Genomic DNA, 19,186 nt, shown 5'->3' with positions numbered 1-19,186 from the left:
GCCGCACCAGGCCCTTCATCACCGGTCCACGCACTGCTGCAATGCCGTGGCCAGATGCCTTGCGGTCACAGGCAGCCGCAGGAAGGCGGCGTAGCCACCCGCCTCCGCCAGGCGCGCCGCCTGCGGGGCGCTGCAGGCGCTCAATGCCAGGCGGGGGACGCCGGGCCATTGCGTGGCCAGCCGCAGGCCGACGCTGCCGGCGGCGTCGCCGAGCGCCGGGTCGACCACGATGACGTCCCATGCCGGCGCGGCCCTCGGCCGCTCCGGCGCCCGGCCGTCGACGACCTGCACGTGATGGCCAAGGTGCCGCAGCAAGGCGGCAATCACGTCGGCGACGGCTGGCGCCACCACCAGCAGCCGCAGCGCGCGTGCGTGCCGCTGCGCGGGCTGCCCGACATCGCCGGCGTCGGCAGGCATGCGGACCGGCGGCATGGGCAGTTGCAGGGTGAAGCAGCTCCCCTCCCCGACCACGCTCGCCAGCGTGATGTCGCCCCCCATCGCCTGGGCCAGCTGCCGCGAGATCGCCAGACCCAGGCCGGTCCCCCCGTGGCGCGCCGCCGTGCGCTCCCCGTCGGCCTGCTCGAAGCGCTGGAAGATGCGTCGCTGCTGCACCGGGTCCAGACCCGGACCCGTATCGATCACGCGCAGGCACACACCGTCCGCAGTGCCGGTGTACGCCGCCTCCAGCACCACCTGCCCACGCGCCGTGAACTTCAACGCGTTGCCAAGCAGATTGAGCAGGATCTGACGCAGGCGTGCGGGATCGCCGAGGAAACCGCGGCGGGCTGCCGGGTCCACCTGCCAGCGCAGCGACACGCCGCGCGCCTGCGCCACCGGTTGCAGCAGGGCCTGCAGATCGTCCAGCAGCGCGGGCAGATCGAACGCCACACACTGCAGGTGCGGGGTTCCGGCCTCCACCTGCGCGACATCCAGCGCGTCGTCCATCAGCTGCATCAGGTGTTCACCGGCGCGATGCAGGCTGCGCACCTGGTCGCGCTGCGCATCGGTCAGCGGCGCGTGCTGCAGCGCGTCGCTCCAGCCGAGCACCGCACTCATCGGCACCCGCACATCCCGGCCCAACCGCAGCAGCATGTCGGTGCGCGCCCGCGATGCCTGCGCCGCCCGTTGCCGCTGTTCCTCGCCACGCCGGGCGCGCAGCCGCCGCCTTGCATGGCGGCGGTACGCACGTGTGCCTAGCACGGTGGCCGCGCCAAGCACCGCGGCGATGGCCAGCCGCCCGCGCATTGCCTGCCCGGCGCCGGGGGCGACGTCCAGCACAAGGGAGGTGTGCGACGCGGCACTCCCGTCATCTGGCAGCGCCTGCACGTCGAGGACATGCCGGCCCGGCGGAAGCCGCGCGAACATGCGCTGGCCGAGGTGACCGGTATCCACGCTGTCGTTGCCCGCGCCACGCAGTGCGAAACGGTAGCGCACGCGCATGGGATCGGCATTGCCGGCCAGGCGCACGGCAACCCGTACGTTGCGGTCACTCGCGTGCAACCGCACGGTGCCGGCCACCGGCAACGGGACCATTGCGTGCCCCCGGTGCACGCTGACCGCGTCGATGTGCAGCCCGCGCCGTCGTGACGGATCGCGCAGACGGGCCGGATCGAACAGCAGCACGCCGCCTTCGCGCACGGCCGCCACCAGCGTGCCATCGGACAGCGTGCGCAGGCGCTGGGGCATGACCTGCTGCACGGGCACGCCGTCGCCCGTGTCGAACAGGCGGATCCGCCCGGTATCCGGATCGGCACGCACCAGGCCCCGCGCGCTGCCGCTCCACGCCCTTCCTGCCCCGTCCACGGCCAGCGCCTGCGCGTCCAGCTGCGGATACCCCTGAGCCGCATCGAAGCGCTGCGTCGGGTGCAGCCGCTGGCCATCCCAGCGGTAGCGCTGCAACGCGCCGGGACCGCTGGTCCACAGATGCCCGTGCGCATCCTCGGCCAACGCCGAGACACGGCCTGATAGACCGCCGGACACACGTGTGAAGCGCTCCTGCGCCGGCAGCCAGCGACGCAGCCCGCCGCGGTCGCCCGCCCACAGGGTGCCATCGCGCGCGCACAGCAGCGGGACCGCCGACGCCGGCGGCATCCAACCCAGCGCCGCCGGCGTGCCTCGCAGCCGCACCACACCGTCCGCATCGCGGCGCTGCACGTGGTCGTTGGCGACGATCCACACCGCGCCATCGCGGCACACCGTTACCGCCAGCGGCCCCGTCCCGGCGTCGACCGGCAATGACCAGCGCCGCCAGTGCCGGTGTGAAGGGGTGTAGCGCAACAGCCGCGAGCCTGTCGCGATCCAGACCCTGCCCTGCGCATCCTCGGCCATGCCCAGCGTGCGTGCCTCGTCCAGCTCACCGGTGAACGGCACCGGGCGCCCCGCCACACCGGTACGCGGGTCGAGGAGCTGCAGGTTGCCGTGGCTGCCGGCCACCCAGATCCGGCCATCCTTTGACGCCGCCAGCGCGCCCGCGTAGGGGTCGCGCAGGCCCGCGCCCGACGCCAGCGCGGTGAACTGCTGCCAGCGCGGCGGCAGGCGCCACAGCCGATGGTCGTCGCTGCGCAGCCACACGCCGCCGTTGCGGTCTTCCTGCATCTGCCGAATCACTGGCGCAGGCAGCCCTGGAGGGGATGGCAATGCAACCCGTCGCACCTCGGCGGCCTGCGTCAGCACCAGCCCATCAGCCTGCTGCCACCAGGTCTCGCCGGCGTCCCCCCGCAGCAGCGCGCGGGCGGCGGTCGCGTGGGTGCGCGTGGGCACGGCATCGGGATGGGCAAGATGGAAGGCGGCCCCTGCGGTGGTCACCCAGACCCCGCCGCGCGGATCGGCGGTCAGACCCACCACCGGTGTGGACGGCCATGCCGCGACCGGTGTCAGCTGCGCCGAACGACCATAGGCCAACCCCTTCGCGGTCCCGACCCACATGCCCCCATCCCGATCACGCGCCAGTGCGGTGATCTGCGGCGACGGCAGGCCGCGCGCGCGTACCCAGCCGGCGGCATCGCGCCACACGTAGGCCCCGTCGGAGGCACTGCCCACCCACAGGCCGAGTACGTCACTGGACAGATGATCGATCCGCAGCGGGCGCGCGGCGCCCGGCGCGCGCGGCGCGGGATGGCGGTCAACCCGTTCACGGTCGTCCGACCAGGCCATCAGCTGTCGCGAAGCGGTCAGGCCCCACAGTCGGCCGCGCGGATCGACATGCAACCGTACCCACGCCGTCTCCGACATCCCGCGCGCTGTCGGCTGCAGCCGATAGCGGCGCCCGTCGAAGCGCAGCACTCCCAGCTCGGTGGCCAGCCACACGTCGCCGAGCGCGTCCTCCACCACGTCGCGCACCTCGCGGGCAGGCAAGCCGGTGGTCGCATCCTGCAGTTGCGGCACCGGGCGCATCCCCCCTTGTGCATCGCCCCGCAGGGGCCAGGCCAGCCAGGCCAGCATCAGCAGCAGGCGACATCCGTGGAGGAACGCGGTGGCCTCCGCAGCGCGGGCCGCCACGGCCTAACGGGGAAGAAGGAGTGTCATCGCGTGCACGCTACGGGACCGGGAGCATCGCTACGCGCCTGCAGCCGACGTCAGTTCACGTTCCGAGCAATCAAGGTTCAGATCACTTCCGCCGAATAGGCGCGCGCCATCAATCGATGCAGGACTCAGTGCACAGGTTGCCGCGCCATCCGCGCCTGCGCGATGGCCTCCACCAGCATGTCGCCCGTCACCGGCTTGCGCAGGAAGCCGTCGAATCCCGAGGCCAGTACCTGCTGCTCGGCGTAGGCATCCGATCGCGCGGTCACCGCGATCAGCGGCAGCTCGTAGCCCATCGCGCGCAGCTGCGAAGCGATCGCGATGCCGTCCAGCGCCGGCAGGTCCAGATCCAGCAGCCCGATGTCGAAACGGCCCGAGGCCACTTCCGACAGCGCCGCCAGCCCATGCAGCACATGCACCACCTCATGCCCGCGCGTGCGCAGCAGGCCGGTGATGACATCGGCGACGGTCGCATCGTCTTCCACCAGCAGGATGCGCAGCGGCGGCAGCGCCGCGCGCGTGTCGTCCGTCGCGTCCCCCACATGGCGGCTGCGCTGCAGCGTCCACGGCAGCGGCAGGTGCACACTGAAACGCGCGCCCTGGCCCGGGCGGCTGTCGATGCCGATCCGCCCGCCCATCGCCACCGCCAGTTCCTGGCAGATCGCCAGCCCCAGCCCGCTGCCGCCGTAGCGCGATGCGGTGCGCGGCCCGTCGGCCTGTTCGAAACGGTGGAACAGGCGCTGCTGCTGTTCCTCGCTGATGCCTGGTCCGGTATCGGAGACCTCGAAGACCACGCCGTGGCCGTCGTCGACCAACTCGATGCCCAGCCCGACGTGGCCCTGCTCGGTGAACTTGATGGCGTTGCCGAGCAGGTTCATCAGGATCTGGCGGATCCGCATTTCATCGCCGCTGACCTGGACGGGCCCGGGCAGATTGAAACTGCGCTCGAAGGCCAGGCCACGGTGGTGGGCCATCGGCTCCATCAAGGCTTCCACCTGCTCAAGCAGCGTCATCAGATCGAACGGGCGGATGTCCAGCTCCAGCCGGCCTGCTTCGATGCGGGCCAGGTCAAGCGCATCATTGACCAGCCGCAGCAGGTGCGTGCCGGCATGCTGGATGGAGGCGGCGTAGCCGCGCTGGATCTCGTCCAGCGGCGTGGAGAGCAGCAGTTCGCTCATGCCCAGCACGCCGGTCATCGGCGTGCGCACTTCGTGCCCGAGCGTGGCCAGGAAGCGGCTCTTGGCCTGCGAGGCCTGTTCGGCCAGCTGCTGCTTGTGCAGGGTCAACTGCCATTGCTGGCGCCGGCGCAGGCGAACCCGGGCCACGTGGGCGATGGCGGCGATGGACAGCACCGTGCCAAGCACGTAACAGACGATGGCCCAGTTGCTGCGCCACCACGGCGGGTTGACCTGCACGGTGAGCGTGCGCGTGGGGGTCCAGTCGCCGTGCGGCGTCGCCGCCTGCACATCGATGGCGTACTGTCCGGCAGGCAGACGCGACAACAGGCGCTCGCCATCGGCGGCCTGCATCACCCAGTTCTGGTCATAACCCGCGACCCGGTAGCGATACCGGTTGCCCTGGGGATTGGCGAAGGACAACAACCGCGCGGAAATGATCAGGTCACGATCCAGCGGGCCCAGCGTGATCGGCGCATTGATCGGCAGGGTCTGCTGGCCTTCGGCATCGTCGCGACGCACCTGCACGTTGTCGATCACCAGCTGCGACGGCGGCAGCACGATGTCCGGCGCATCCGGATCGAACCCCACCAGACCGGTGGCGGTCACCGCCAGCACCTGGCCCTTGCTGTTGCGCACCGGCGGCCGGCCGCTGAACTCCGCATCGGGCAGACCATCACGCTCGCCGTACAGGCGCGCACGCCGCAGGCGCGGATGCCAGGACACCAGGCCGCGCGGGGTGGTCGCCCAGACCTGGCCATCGCGCCCCACCACCACGCCGCCCATCGATACCGGCGGCAGGCCCTGGGCCGCGCCGACCCGTTCGCGCAGGGTCATGCTCAAGCCATCCCACGCATAGCGCTCCAGCGCGCCCTTGCGGGCCAGCCACAGGTGGTCCGGGCCGTCCCAGGCAATGTCGTAGATGCTGCCGCGGGAAATGCCCGGCACCTGCTCGAACCGATCATTGCGCCAGCGCAGCAGCCCCATGTCGCCCACCACCCACAGCTGCCCGCGCGGGTCGAACACCATCTGCTCGACCGGGTTCTCGGTGAGCCCGCGGCCCTGGTCGATGCGGATGGTATCGAGCACGCGGCCGTCGGCGGCGCGGCGCTGGATTCCGTAGTTCATGATCGACAGCCACAGCTCCCCATCGGGCGCCTGGCGGATCAGGTCGATACGCTGGCGGACATCCGATCCTCCGCCGATCTTCCACTCGCGCAACGCACCGGTGCGTGGCTGGTACAGGCTCAGGCGCCCGGCCCGGCCGATCCACAGCGCGCCATCGGCGCGCGGCAATACCGACCATGCCGCGCCTACCCCGATCCGGGCGTCGTCGGCGATCTGGCTCAATCGCCCCACCTCGTCCAACCGGTACAGGCCATGCGCGCCGGCGATGTAGAACGCTTCGCCGGCGGCGGCCACGCCGAGCAGGTAGGCGCTGTCCAGCGGCTTGCCGTCCAGCTGGTACCAGCTGGAAAAGCGCTTCCAGTCCGGCGGCAGGTACGCCAGGCCCTGGGTCAGCATGGCCACCCACAGCCCGCCCTCGTGGTCCTGCAGCAGGTCCAGCACCCCACTGCGGGCCGTCAGGAAGCCGCTGCCCGCATCACCGGCCAGCAGGCGCAGGGCGCGGTCGTTGCCCCGGTACAGGCCATCGGCCGTGCCCAGCCAGTAGCCACCGTTGCGGTCGTGGATCACGCTGGCCGCGCGCACGTCGGCGCTCAACGTCCACGGCGCGGGGGTGACCACGTCATCGGCGCCGATCCGGAACAGCCCGCCCTCGGTGCCGGCCCAGACCGTGCCATCCGGTTCGCGGGTGAGGCGGAACACGCTCTTGCCGCCCAGCAACGCCGGCGCGATGCGGGTGAAATGATCGCCTTCCCAGCGCGCCACGCCACTGCCGGTGCCCACCCATACCCGTCCCTGCGGGTCGGTCAGCAGCGTATAGATGGTGTTGTCCGGCAGCGTGCGTGGGTCGCCCGGATCGGCCTGGTAGCGGATCAGCCGGCCATCTTCGCCGCGCCGGCAGATGCCGTGCTGGTTGGTGCCGATCCACAACGACCGCGCCGCATAGGCCAGCGACCAGAACTGTCCCTCGCAGCGTGCGTTCACATCGGCGAAGCGTTCGAAGCGGCGGCGCTCCGGCCCCAGCATGCTCAGGCCCACCCCGTTGGTCCCTACCCACACGCGGTCCAGCGGGTCGACCAGCAGGGTCTCCACTTCGTTGCCCGGAATCGAATCGGGATCGGCCGGATCGTGGCGCCAGACACGCAGCCCCACACCGTCCAGGCGTGCAAGTCCGTCATCGGTGGCCGCCCATACGTATCCCTGGCGGTCCTGGGCCAGCGCCAGCACCATGCGCGAGGGCATGCCTTCGGCGGCACCGAAGCGGCGCATGCGCGGTGTTTCTGCCGATGTCCCTGTGGCCCACGACGCGGCCGGCACTGCACACAGCCACAGCACCAACACCACGATGCCAGCCCGCCAGACGCGCGCGCTCATCGCCATTCCGATCTCCGTGTAGGCGCGGATTGTCGCATGGAACACGCTTTCTCCTGCGCCCGGCCCCCGCACGGAACCGGCGCCGGGCGCGTTCACACCGGCACCACGAACTGTTGCAGCCATGAGCCTGCATGGCTGCGCAGACCTGTGCGTATGATCGGCACAGATTCCGATGGAGCCCGGCCATGTCCCTGCGCCTGACCCTTGCCCTGCTGCTGTTCTCCGCCCCCGGCCTGGCGCTTGCCGCCGACAGCTACCGCCTGGACCCGGTCCACACACGGGTGCTGTTTGCGATCGAACACGCCGGCTTCTCGCATGCGCTGGGCACCATCTCCGGCAGCGAGGGCGTACTCGTGTTCGATCCGCAGGACTGGGCCGGGGCAACGCTCAACGTCAGCGTGCCGCTGCAGCGCCTGGACCTGGGCGACGACAAATGGAACAAGGCCACGCTGGCGCGCAGCCTGCTCGATGCCGAGCGCTTTCCCGAGGCCCGCTTCGTGTCCACGCGGGTCGAGCGGATCGACGCCACCCACGCCAACGTCATCGGCCAGCTGACCCTGCACGGGGTCAGCCGCGAAGTCACGCTGGCGGTCACGCTCAACGCACTCAAGCGCCACCCGCTGCCGCCGTTCCGGCGCACCGCCGGTTTCTCGGCCACCGCCACGCTCAGCCGCAGCGCATTCGGCGTGGATGGCTGGCCGTCGATGATCGGCGATGAGGTGCAGCTGCGCATCGAGGCCGAGGCGGTGCGCGACCGCACTGCCGCCGATCCGCAGGACACACCGTCCGTCGAGGATGCGGGAACTCCGCCGACCACACCGCACTCCGATTCCCCATCCCCTCAGCCGGTCCAGGAGACCACGCCATGACCGCCAAGAACACCGCTGCCCGCTGGGGCGGCGTCAGCATGACCCTGCACTGGTTGATCGCCGTGCTGATCCTCGCCCTGGGCATCGTCGGCCTGACGATGGGCGAGTTCCCGAAGACGCCGAAGTACTTCTGGATCTACACGATGCACAAGTCGATCGGCATTACCGTGCTGGCACTGGTGGTGGTCCGCCTGGGCTGGCGACTGTATGCCGGCGCGCCGGGGCCGGTGCCCGGCACACCGACCTGGCAGGAGCGCATCGCCTCGACCACCCATTGGCTGCTGTATGTGCTGATGTTCGCCATCCCGCTGTCGGGCTGGCTGTACGACTCGGCCAGTGGACTGCGCCCGTTCCGCTGGTTCGGCCTGGTCAACGTGCCCAAGCTCAGCGCGCCGGACGCGCAGGTCACCCAGATCTCCCATGCCATCCACGAGTGGGGCTTCTGGCTGCTGATCGCCGTGGTGTTGGCCCATGCCGGCGCCGCGCTTTACCACCATCTTTACCAACGCGATGCCACCCTTGCGCGCATGATGCCGCAGCGCTGGCTCGCCTCCCCCCAGAAGGATTGAGAATGAACATCAAGCTCACCACCCCCGCAGCGGTCGCCGCCGCCCTGGCCGGTCTGATGGCCGCCGCCCCGGCCCTTGCCGCCGAGTACGTGCAGGCGCCTGGTTCGGTCCTGGTGTTTGCCACCAAATACGACGGCGAAGTCTTCACCGGCAGCTTCCCGGGCTTCGACACCAGGCTCAGCTTCGATCCGGCCAAGCTGGACGGCTCGCACCTGGAAGTGACCATTCCGCTGGCCGGCGCCAAGAGCGGCAACAGCGACCGCGACTCCACGCTGCAGGGCGCCGACTTCTTCAACGTCGGCAAGTTCGCCCAGGCCAAGTACAGCGCCAGCAGGTTCCGCGCACTGGGCAACAACCAGTTCGCCGCCGACGGCACGCTGGAACTGCGCGGCGTCAGCAAGCCGGTCACGCTGACCTTCACCTGGACCCCGGGCGCCCAGCCGGTACTCACCGGCAAGGCCACGGTCAAGCGCCTGGACTTCGGCGTGGGCGGCGGCGACTGGGCCGACACCAAGACCATCCCCAACGAAACCGCGATCAGCACCAAGGTCGTCCTGAAAGCAAAGTAACGCGGGCGACCGCGCCGGCCGGTGCCGGCCCCCGCCCCATCGATCGCCTGCAGGGCGCCGGCCACCAGCCGGCGCCCTGCAGGCGTCAGCCCATCCAGGCCCGCAGCGCCGCCACATCGAACGGCCAGTCCAGCTCGCGGCCCTGCGCATCGCGCAGCACCGGCACGCGCAGCCCGTAACGGGCCTCCAGCGCCGCATCGTCGTCGATGAACACACTGTCCAGATCGCCCACCCGGGCCTGCGCCAGCACCGCCAGGGCCTGGTCGCACAAGTGGCAGTCATCACGCTGGTACAAGGTAAACACCGGCCCACCCGCCTTGGAAAATGTTGCGCCGCAATCATGGCTGGCGCCCGCGACAGCATAGAATGGCGCTCCATCCGATACCCGCAGTTTGGCAATCATGGCAGTCAGCACGTTCGATGTGTTCAAGATCGGCATTGGCCCGAGTTCCTCGCATACCGTAGGACCGATGAAGGCTGCCGAGCGTTTCGTGCACCGCTGGCTGCTCGACCCGGGGCATCTGCAGGACGTGGTGCGCATCCGGGCCGACGTCTACGGCTCGCTGGCCCTCACCGGTCGCGGCCACGGCACCGACAAAGCGGTGCTGCTCGGGCTGGAAGGCCAGCGCCCGAACCTGATCGATCCGGACATCATTCCGGAAACGCTGGAGCGCATCCGCACCACCAAGCGCCTGAAGCTGATGGGCCAGCATGAGATCGTGTTCGACGAAAAGCGCGACCTCGGCCTGAACAAGCGCCAGAAGCTGCCCTATCACACCAACGGCATGCGCTTCACCGCGTACGACGCGCAGGAACAGGTCATCGCCACCCGCGACTACTACTCGGTGGGCGGCGGCTTCGTGGTCAACCAGGACGACGCCGCCGACGATCGCATCGTGCCCGATGAAACGCCGCTGCCGTATCCGTTCAAGAGCGGCGACGAGCTGCTGGCGCAGACCGCGCGCAGTGGCCTGAGCATCGCCCAGATGATGTTCGAGAACGAGAAGTGCTGGCGTACCGAGGACGAGATCCGCGATCAGCTGCGCGAAATCTGGAATGCCATGCAGAGCTGCGTGGCACGCGGCATCCGCCAGGAAGGCACCCTGCCCGGTGGCCTGCATGTCTCACGCCGTGCTCCGGCGCTGTATCGCGAACTGTCGTCCAAGCCTGAAGCGGCCATGCGCGATCCGCTGACCACGCTGGACTGGGTGAACCTGTACGCGCTGGCGGTCAACGAGGAAAACGCAGCCGGCGGCCGTGTGGTCACCGCCCCGACCAACGGCGCTGCCGGCGTGCTGCCGGCCGTGCTGCACTACTTCGATCGCTTCTGCCCCGGCGCCAATGAACAGCGCGTGTTCGACTTCCTGCTGACCTCCGCCGCGATCGGCATCCTGTACAAGGAAAACGCCTCGATCTCCGGCGCCGAAGTCGGTTGCCAGGGCGAGGTGGGCGTGGCCTGCTCGATGGCCGCCGGCGGCCTGGTTGCCGCACTCGGCGGCAACCCCAGCCAGATCGAGAATGCCGCCGAGATCGGCATGGAGCACAACCTCGGCCTGACCTGCGACCCGATCGGTGGCCTGGTGCAGATCCCCTGCATCGAGCGCAACGCGATGGGCGCGGTCAAGGCGATCAACGCCAGCCGCATGGCCATGCGTGGCGACGGCAAGCACAAGGTATCGCTGGACAAGGTCATCAAGACCATGCGCGACACCGGCCGCGACATGCAGGACAAGTACAAGGAAACCAGCCGCGGCGGCCTGGCGGTCAACGTCATCGAGTGCTGATCCGCGGCCGCCGACCCACGGTCGGCTGCACCGGTCATGGTGTCGCGGCACGTGCGCGGCACCTCCGGTAAAGTCCGGGTTTCCCTTCCGGAGACCGCCATGCGCATCCTGGCCGCCGCCCTGCTCGCCTGCCTCCCGCTGACCACCTTCGCCGCCGAGACCTATGGCCCGCGACTGGAAGGCTTCGACTACCCGTATCCGGTGAAGATCTTCCCGCTCGGATCGCAACGGCAGCCGCTGGAGATGGCGTATCTGGATGTTCCGCCGGCAGGAACCGCGTTCGCCGGTACGGTGGTGCTGCTGCACGGCAAGAACTTCTGCGCGGCAACCTGGAAAGACAGCATCGCCGCGCTCACCGCCGCCGGCTACCGGGTGATCGCACCGGACCAGATCGGCTTCTGCAAATCCAGCAAGCCCGAGCGCTACCAGTATTCGTTCGGACAGCTCGCCGCCAACACCCACGCGCTGCTGGCCCACCTCGGCCTCGACGCGGCCAAGGTGGACTTGGTGGGCCATTCGATGGGCGGCATGCTCGCCGCGCGCTATGCCCTGATGTATCCGCAGCAGTTGCGCCACCTCGCGCTGGTCAATCCAATCGGGTTGGAAGACTGGAAGGCCAAAGGCGTGCCGTGGCGCAGTGTGGATGCGTGGTATGCCAACGAACTCAAGACCAGCGCCGACAGTATCAGGGCGTACCAGCGGGAGGTGTACTACAACGGCCAGTGGAAACCGCAGTACGAACAGTGGGTGCGCATGCAATCGCGCATGTATGACGGTGCGGGGAAGGAAGCGGTGGCCTGGAGCCAGGCACTCACCTCGGACATGGTGTTCAATCAGCCGGTGGTATACGAGCTGCCGCGCATCGCCGTGCCCACCACGCTGTTCATCGGCCAGACCGACCGCACCGCCATCGGCCGGGACCTCGCACCGCCGGCGTTGAAGGCCACGCTGGGCGACTACCCGACGCTGGGCAGGGCCGCCGCCGCTGCGATCCCCGGCGCGACGCTGGTGACGTTCGACGACCTCGGCCATTCGCCACAGGTGCAGGACCCGGAACGGTTCAACGCCGCCCTGTTGAACGCCCTGCAAAACCCAGGCAGGTAGGGGCCGGCCGTTGGTCGGCTGGCCACGCCTGGGGTGGCAATGATCAGCGCCGTACGATCGCCAGCACGTCGTCGAGCAGCGCCGCCGCGGTGACGCCGGCGCCCGCACCCGGACCCTGGATCAGCAGCGGCTGCTGCTGATAACGGTCGCTGTGGATCGCCACCCGGTTGTCGGTCTGCGCCCCGCCCGCCAACGGGTGGTCGAGCGGCAGGATGCGCAGCCCCACCGACGCGCCGTCGTGGTCGAAGCCGCCGACGAAGCGCAGGCAGCCACCCTGTGTCTGTGCCTGGTGCCAGTACTGCAGCAGCGGCGCATCAAGCTGCGACAACGCGCCCAGCGCCGCGTCGGCCGGCAACGCGGCCAGCGCGTCCGGCACCAGCGAGGCCACCCGCACCTGCCCGGCGCACAGCGCGATGCCACTGGCCCGGGCCAGGATCAGCAGCTTGCGGCGTACGTCCTCACCGGACAGGTCCACGCGCGGGTCCGGCTCGGTGTACCCGGCGCGGGCGGCCTCGCGCACCCAATCGGAGAACGCGCGTTGGCCATCGTAGTGATGGAACAGCCAGGCCAGCGATCCGGACAGCACGCCTTCCACGCGGTGGATGCGGTCCCCCCCGGCCACCAGCGCGCGCAGGCTGCTCAGCAGCGGCAGGCCCGCGCCTACCGTGGCGCTGTCGCCGTACTGCGCGTCGCTGCCCTGGCGGCTGTCGGCGATGGCCTGCGCCCGCGCGAGCTGCGCGCCCTGGCCGAGCTTGTTGGCGGTTACCACATGCACGCCGCGAGCCAGCCATTGCTCATGCCGGTTGGCCACCTCGTCGCTGGCGGTGGCATCCACCACCACATCGCCGCGCTGCAGGCCGTCGGTGTCCGCCCAGGGCTGCAACGCCGGCGCGGTACGGGCAGCCAGGTTGGCCAGCTGCAGCTCCTGTTCCGGCGCGTGCCCACAGGCGCGCGCCGTCCGCGAATTGGCCAGCCAGGAGAACTGCGGCAGTGCCACGCCGCGTGCCAGCAACGACTGGTAGCGCTGCACGAACGCAGTGCCGACGGTGCCGGTGCCGAGCAGCGCCAGACGTCGCGCCGTGGCCGGGGCCAACGTCAGGACCGCGCTCATGCATCCACCTGTTTGCGGTGTGCCGTCCGGGCCTGCAGGTTGATCACCGCCTGCGCGCGTTCCAGCCCGGCCTGCAGGTCGGCCACGAGGTCCTCGGGCGATTCGATGCCCACCGACAGGCGCAGCAGCCCTTCACTGATCCCTGCATGCGCACGCGCCTCCGGCGTCATCGCGGCGTGGGTCATGGTGGCCGGATGCGCGACCAGGCTTTCGACCCCGCCCAGCGATTCGGCCAGGGTGAAACAGCGCAGGCCGTCGACGAAGGCGCGCACGGCCGCGTGTGGATCATCGCCGGCGCAGGACGCCAGCTCGAAGGACAGCATCGCGCCGAAACCGCTCTGCTGGCGCGCGGCGATCGCGTGCCCCGGATGGTCCGCCAGCCCGGGGTAGTACACCTGGGCAACCGCATCGCTGGCGGCCAGCAGATCGACCACTGCGGCGGTGTTCTCCTGGTGCGCGCGCAGGCGCGCGCCGAGGGTACGCAGCCCGCGAAGGGTCAGGAAGGCATCGAACGGCGAGCCGGTCAGCCCGAGCGCATTGGCCCACCACACCAGTTGCTCATGCACCGCCGGATCGCGCGCAATCACCGCCCCCCCCACCACGTCGCTGTGCCCATTGATGTACTTGGTGGTCGAGTGCAGCACCAGATCGGCGCCGAATGCGATCGGCTGCTGCAGCGCCGGCGACAGAAAGGTGTTGTCCACCACCACCTTGGCGCCGGCCCTGTGCGCGGCGTCGATGACGAAGCGCAGGTCGGTGATGCGCAGCAGCGGGTTGGACGGGGTTTCGATCAGCACCAGCGTCGGCGACTGCGCCAGCGCATCGGCCAGCGAGCGCGGATCCGTGAGGTCGGCGGTGATCAGCCCGAAATGGCCCTTCTTCGCCAGGGCGTTGAACAGCCGCCAGCTGCCGCCGTACGCATCATGCGGCACCACCAGCGTATCGCCCGGCTGCAGCAGCGCGTTGAGCACCAGGTTGATCGCTCCCATGCCGGTGGAGGTGATCACGCCCCCTGCGCCGCCTTCGAGTTCGGCCAGTGCCTCACCCAGCAGGTCGCGGGTCGGATTGCCGCTGCGCGTGTAATCGTACTGACGCTTGTTGCCGAAACCGTCGAAGCTGAAATTGGAGGACAACACGATCGGCGGGGTCACCGCGCCGTGGGCGGTATCACGGTCAATGCCGGCGCGTACCGCAGCGGTGACGCGGCTACAGGACGGTTCGGTACCAGCGGACAGACTCATGCGGTTTCTCCCGGGGAACGGATGGCGTTGGCGAGGATCGCGTCGATGCGATCGGTTTCTTTGAGGAAGGCGTCGTGGCCGTAGGGCGAGCGCAGCACGCGCAGGCTGCCGCGCGGGCCCAGCCCTTCGACCAGGCCGACGCAGTCGGCCAGTGGCACCAGCCGGTCCCCTTCGACGGCGACGACCACGGTCGGTACCTGGAGGGCGGTGGGGTCGACGCGGTGCAGGTCGATCGATTCGGACAGGCGCAGGTAGGCGTTTACCGGCGTGCGCGCCACGTACTGTGCGCCGGCCGCATCCAGGTAGTCCTCGGCGGCCACGCGCACGCGGCCATTGACCACCTCCGGTGCGGCATCGAAGCGCTCGCCGAATTCTTCCGGCGTGCGGTAGCTGAGCATGGCGAACTGCCGGGCCAGCGACAGCCCGTGGCTTTCAGCGCACTGCAGCTGCCCCAGGGCGACCGCACGGCGCTGCAGCGCGCGCCACGCCGCGGCGTACGGGTGCGGGCGATGCGCGCCGCTCACCGCGACCAGCCGCTGCAGTCGCTGCCGGTGCCGCACCGCGAACTGCTGTCCGACCAGGGCGCCGTAGGAATAGCCGACGAAACACTGCAGCTGCGCGATGCCGAGCTGGTCGAGCAGCAGCGCCAGCGCATCGGCCTGGTCGGCGGTGTCGATCGGCAGGTCCAGCGCGCCGTCGGCACCGATGAAGTCGAACGCCAGGATGCGCAGCGTGGCCGGGTCCAGGGTGCGGCCCGCCGCCACCAGGCCGTCGGCCCAGCCCTTCTCGGGGAACTCGGCATTGGCAGCCACGTGGCGATGGGCCGAGATGCCACCGGCCAGCACCACCACCGGCGCATCCTCGCGTCCGACCAGTTCGTAGCGCAGACGCACCGGGCGCACGCCCCCGTGGCGCATCGACAGCACCGCGGCGATATCGCCGCGCACGGCGTTGCGGCCGTCGATGACGGGCACGCTGACAGGGGCGAAGGTGTCGGTGGCGAGCGCTGAAGCGGTGGCGAAACGCATGGCGGTATCCCAGGAAGGAAATCGGCCATCGAGCTTTCGCGGAGCTCGCGTTCGAGATGCACGCACAGTGCATGGGTCGAACCATCTTTCGGTGGACGCCACGGTCCCCGCAGGATTTGGCACCTACGCAGGTCGCTTGCGCGCCTGCGGGCTGCCCCGGCTTCAAAGGGCCTGTCCCTCTGCCGGTCTCGATGGTGGAGCCACGATGCCAGCCCCCACAGCGCATGTCAATCCCTTCATCGGGATGAAGCGATATAGTTTTTTCTCATCAGGGCATTGGGCCCCGTCTTTCCTGAACGGACCACATTGCGTAGAGTCCGCGCACCTCAATAGGATCGACACCATGCGACGGATCGTGCTGCTGCTGTTGCTGCCATGCCCCCTGCTGGCCGGGGCCGCGCCGCCGGACTGGCGCTCGGGCTGGGGCATGGTCCAGCCCACCGGGGTGCCGCAGGGCGCAAGCGCCGGCGCGCTGGCCTCGGTGAAGCTGGAAGGCGGCGCCAGCCGCTGGCAGGCCCGGGTCGACAACCACCTCGCCGGCCCGGTGCAGGTGGCGCTGCGCCAGGATGCGGGCGCCGTGGCGCTGCCCGGGCTGCCGATGCAGACCGTCCTGCCCGGCTCGGCCAGCGTGGTGGTGACGCGTCTGCAGTTGCCGCCGGACACCCAGCGGCTGAACCTGCTGCTGGATGCGGTACCGGGCGATCCGGCGGCCCGGCCGATGGACGTGGCCTACCAGCTGCCGTTCGATGCCAAGCGCTTCCAGGTAACCCAGGCGCCCCAGGGGCGTTTCAGCCACACCGACGCGGAGAACCGCGATGCGGTCGATTTCGCCCTTCCCGAGGGCACGCCGGTGCTGGCCGCACGTGCCGGCAAGGTGATGCAGGTGCAGGGCAATTTCCACGACAACGGCCAGGACCCGGCGCGCGACCGGGACCGCGCCAACTTCATCCGGGTGCTGCATGAAGACGGCAGCATGGCGGTCTATGCCCACCTGCAGGCCAATGGGGTGCTGGTCCGAAGCGGCCAGCGGGTGGAGGCCGGCCAGCGCATCGGCGTATCGGGCAACACCGGCTACAGCACGGCCCCGCACCTGCACTTCGTGGTCCAGGCCAATACCGGCATGCAGCTGCGTTCGATTCCGGTGCGCATCGTGGCGCCCCAGGGCGAGCTGCAGTTCGCCCGTGAGGTGGCCCCGGGCGGCGACGGGGCCGCGCCCTGACCCGCCAACCCCGGCGGCCCGGTATAATCGGCGGCTTATCTCTTTGAAAAGCGCCCCGGGCGGGCGCGTCACGCCATGTCCGAAGTCGCTACCGAAGCTGCGCGCCGCCGCACCTTCGCCATCATTTCCCATCCTGACGCCGGCAAGACCACGCTGACCGAAAAGCTCCTGCTGTTCGGCGGTGCGATCCAGATGGCCGGCTCGGTCAAGGGGCGCAAGGCCGCGCGCCATGCCACGTCGGACTGGATGGCGCTGGAAAAGGAGCGCGGCATCTCGGTCACCTCGTCGGTGATGCAGTTCCCCTACGAAGGCAAGATCGTCAACCTGCTCGACACCCCCGGCCACGCCGACTTCGGCGAGGACACCTACCGCGTGCTGACCGCGGTGGACTCGGCGTTGATGGTCATCGACGTGGCCAAGGGCGTGGAAGAGCGCACCATCAAGCTGATGGAAGTGTGCCGCCTGCGCGACACGCCGATCATGACCTTCATCAACAAGCTCGACCGCGAAGGCAAGGAGCCGATCGACCTGCTGGATGAAGTGGAAAGCGTGCTGGGCATCCAGTGCGCGCCGGTCACCTGGCCGATCGGCATGGGCCAGCGCCTCAAGGGCGTGGTCCACCTGATCAGCGGCGAAGTGCACCTCTACGAGCAGGGCCGCAACTTCACCCGCCAGGATTCGACCATCTTCCCGTCGATCGACTCGCCGGGCCTGGCCGAGAAGATCGGCGAACGCATGCTGGCCGACCTGCGCGACGAACTGGAGCTGGTGCAGGGCGCCAGCCATCCGTTCGACGTGGAGGCCTACCTGGCCGGCAAGCAGACCCCGGTGTTCTTCGGCTCGGGCGTGAACAATTTCGGCGTGCAGCCACTGCTGGACTTCTTTGTCGAGCACGCCCCGTCGCCGCAGCCGCGCGCGACCACCGGCCGGGTGATCGCACCGCAGGAAAACAAGCTGACCGGGTTCGTGTTCAAGATCCAGGCCAACATGGACCCGCAGCACCGCGACCGCGTGGCCTTCATGCGGGTGTGTTCGGGCCGATTCGTGGCCGGCATGAAGACCTTCCACGTGCGCAGCGGCAAGGAAATGAAGCTGGCCAATGCGCTGACCTTCATGGCCAGCGATCGCGAGATCGCCGCCGAGGCCTGGCCTGGCGATGTGATCGGCATCCACAACCACGGCACCATTTCCATCGGCGATACGTTCACCGAAGGCGAAGCGGTGAGCTTCACCGGCATTCCGAACTTCGCGCCGGAGCTGTTCCGCCGCGCGCGCCTGCGCGACCCGCTGAAGCTCAAGCAGTTGCAGAAGGGTCTGGCGCAGTTGTCCGAAGAAGGCGCAACCCAGTTCTTCCGTCCGCTGATGAGCAACGACCTGATCCTGGGGGCGGTCGGCGTGCTGCAGTTCGATGTGGCGGCCTATCGTCTCAAGGACGAGTACGGTGTGGAGGCCACGTTCGAGCCGGTCAGCGTGACCACCGCGCGGTGGGTCACCTGCAGCGACGAAAAGAAGCTGGAAGAATTCCGCGAGAAGAACGCCAGCAACCTGGGCATCGATGCCGCCGGCCAGCTGGTATACCTGGCCCCGACCCGGGTCAATCTGCAGCTGGCGCAGGAGCGCGCGCCGGACGTTCGCTTCGCCGCCACGCGCGAAGCGGCGCACAGCGTCTCGGTCGCCTGATCGAACGGCTGAACAGGCGTGCGTGCAAGCGCGCGCCATCGCGGCGATGATAGGGGGGAGCGGGCTCCCCCTCCCCGCGCACCCGATCATCGCCATGACCTCAGTCGTTTCCGTACGTGAAGAAATCGCCAGCGCCCTGACCCACGGGCTCGGCGCGGTCGCCGCACTCGCCGCCAGCGCGGTGCTGATCACGCTGGCCGCCATCTATGGTGACGGCTGGCAACTGGCCAGCGCGATTGTGTTCGGCGTGGCCCTGCTGCTGCTGTACACCGCCTCCACGCTCTACCACGCCATTCAGCACCCGATCGCCAAGGGCCGGCTGAAAGTGTTCGACCACTGCGCGATCTACCTGCTGATCGCCGGCACCTACACCCCGTTCACCCTCATCGGCCTGCGCGGCCCGTGGGGCTGGGGCATGTTCACCGCGATCTGGGCGCTGGCGCTGTTCGGCGTGGTGTTCAAACTGTTCTACACCGGTCGCTTCAAGCTGCTGTCCACGCTGATCTACATCGCGATGGGCTGGATGGTGCTGGTGGCGATCAAGCCGATGTGGGCGTCGCTGGACGCCTGGACACTGGGCTGGCTGCTCGCTGGCGGCCTGTCCTACACGCTGGGCACCTACTTCTACCACCGCGAGTCGATCCCCTATTCGCACGCGATCTGGCACCTGTTCGTCATCGGCGGCAGCGTCTGCCACTTTGTGGCCGTGACTGCGCCGATTCTCTGATCCACGTCGACGGCAACGTCAAGATCAACGTCGGCGGGGCGGGGGGGGTTTTCGGGGCCCCCCGGGATACCCGAACCCCCCCGCACCCC

At 69.4% G+C, this 19,186-nt stretch carries 14 protein-coding genes and 1 riboswitch; of the genes, 8 read left to right on the top strand and 6 right to left on the bottom strand.

Translation table 11 applies throughout. From position 1 onward, the window contains the following. Positions 1–18 precede the first annotated feature (18 nt). Together OC534_RS14110 and OC534_RS14105 are read right to left on the bottom strand one after the other, a co-directional pair. Positions 19–3,498, bottom strand: a complete 3,480-nt coding sequence (locus tag OC534_RS14110; RefSeq protein ID WP_262072001.1) for an ATP-binding protein — start codon at positions 3,496–3,498, stop codon at positions 19–21. A gap of 152 nt (positions 3,499–3,650) precedes the next feature. Continuing rightward, positions 3,651–7,196, bottom strand: coding sequence for a hybrid sensor histidine kinase/response regulator (locus tag OC534_RS14105; protein ID WP_206147330.1), 3,546 nt, complete (start codon positions 7,194–7,196; stop codon positions 3,651–3,653). 185 nt (positions 7,197–7,381) lie between these two features. On the opposite strand from OC534_RS14105, the gene OC534_RS14100 reads away from it, so the two are divergent. The 3 genes from OC534_RS14100 to OC534_RS14090 are packed head-to-tail and all read left to right on the top strand — an operon-like array spanning position 7,382 to position 9,203. Then, positions 7,382–8,065: a YceI family protein gene (locus tag OC534_RS14100; protein ID WP_262072000.1), complete on the top strand. Its 684-nt coding sequence runs from the start codon at positions 7,382–7,384 to the stop codon at positions 8,063–8,065. Next, positions 8,062–8,634 (top strand): cytochrome b, encoded by a 573-nt coding sequence (locus tag OC534_RS14095; protein ID WP_136003081.1) that lies wholly within the window; start codon positions 8,062–8,064, stop codon positions 8,632–8,634. The genes OC534_RS14100 and OC534_RS14095 overlap by 4 nt, the downstream gene beginning before the upstream one ends. 2 nt (positions 8,635–8,636) lie before the next feature. Next, on the top strand, positions 8,637–9,203 hold the full coding sequence (locus OC534_RS14090; RefSeq protein WP_136003080.1) for a YceI family protein: 567 nt from the start codon (positions 8,637–8,639) through the stop codon (positions 9,201–9,203). An 85-nt stretch (positions 9,204–9,288) separates the two neighbouring features. Here the strand turns inward: OC534_RS14090 and OC534_RS14085 are convergent, their stop codons facing one another. After that, positions 9,289–9,507, bottom strand: a complete 219-nt coding sequence (locus OC534_RS14085) for a glutaredoxin family protein (protein ID WP_229296476.1) — start codon at positions 9,505–9,507, stop codon at positions 9,289–9,291. Positions 9,508–9,604: 97 nt separating this feature from the next. Between OC534_RS14085 and OC534_RS14080 the strand changes: the two genes are divergently transcribed. Together OC534_RS14080 and OC534_RS14075 are read left to right on the top strand one after the other, a co-directional pair. Continuing rightward, positions 9,605–10,987, top strand: coding sequence for an L-serine ammonia-lyase (locus OC534_RS14080; protein ID WP_136003078.1), 1,383 nt, complete (start codon positions 9,605–9,607; stop codon positions 10,985–10,987). A gap of 99 nt (positions 10,988–11,086) precedes the next feature. Next, positions 11,087–12,091, top strand: coding sequence for an alpha/beta hydrolase (locus tag OC534_RS14075; RefSeq protein ID WP_262071999.1), 1,005 nt, complete (start codon positions 11,087–11,089; stop codon positions 12,089–12,091). Positions 12,092–12,134: 43 nt separating this feature from the next. On the opposite strand, the gene OC534_RS14070 is transcribed toward OC534_RS14075, so the two are convergent. From OC534_RS14070 to OC534_RS14060, 3 genes are read right to left on the bottom strand one after another with little or no spacing between them, the layout of a single operon-like run. Beyond that, positions 12,135–13,202 (bottom strand): homoserine dehydrogenase, encoded by a 1,068-nt coding sequence (locus OC534_RS14070; RefSeq protein WP_153164650.1) that lies wholly within the window; start codon positions 13,200–13,202, stop codon positions 12,135–12,137. Then, positions 13,199–14,443 (bottom strand): O-succinylhomoserine (thiol)-lyase, encoded by a 1,245-nt coding sequence (locus OC534_RS14065; protein WP_136003075.1) that lies wholly within the window; start codon positions 14,441–14,443, stop codon positions 13,199–13,201. The genes OC534_RS14070 and OC534_RS14065 overlap by 4 nt, the downstream gene beginning before the upstream one ends. Then, positions 14,440–15,471 (bottom strand): homoserine O-succinyltransferase, encoded by a 1,032-nt coding sequence (locus OC534_RS14060; protein ID WP_136003074.1) that lies wholly within the window; start codon positions 15,469–15,471, stop codon positions 14,440–14,442. The genes OC534_RS14065 and OC534_RS14060 overlap by 4 nt, the downstream gene beginning before the upstream one ends. Before the next feature lie 78 nt (positions 15,472–15,549). Further along, positions 15,550–15,669: riboswitch (SAM riboswitch) on the bottom strand. Positions 15,670–15,814: 145 nt separating this feature from the next. Here OC534_RS14060 and OC534_RS14055 point away from each other — a divergent pair. The 3 genes from OC534_RS14055 to OC534_RS14045 all read left to right on the top strand — a co-directional run bounded on the left by OC534_RS14055 (position 15,815) and on the right by OC534_RS14045 (position 19,097). Beyond that, on the top strand, positions 15,815–16,690 hold the full coding sequence (locus OC534_RS14055) for a M23 family metallopeptidase (RefSeq protein WP_153164651.1): 876 nt from the start codon (positions 15,815–15,817) through the stop codon (positions 16,688–16,690). Positions 16,691–16,765: 75 nt separating this feature from the next. Then, positions 16,766–18,370 (top strand): peptide chain release factor 3, encoded by a 1,605-nt coding sequence (locus tag OC534_RS14050; RefSeq protein WP_136003072.1) that lies wholly within the window; start codon positions 16,766–16,768, stop codon positions 18,368–18,370. 88 nt (positions 18,371–18,458) lie between these two features. After that, positions 18,459–19,097: a hemolysin III family protein gene (locus OC534_RS14045; protein WP_262072016.1), complete on the top strand. Its 639-nt coding sequence runs from the start codon at positions 18,459–18,461 to the stop codon at positions 19,095–19,097. Positions 19,098–19,186 lie beyond the last annotated feature (89 nt).

Source organism: Stenotrophomonas sp. Marseille-Q5258, assembly GCF_946900935.1.
GTDB lineage: Bacteria > Pseudomonadota > Gammaproteobacteria > Xanthomonadales > Xanthomonadaceae > Stenotrophomonas > Stenotrophomonas nematodicola.
This window is presented reverse-complemented; position numbering and strand designations above follow the sequence as displayed.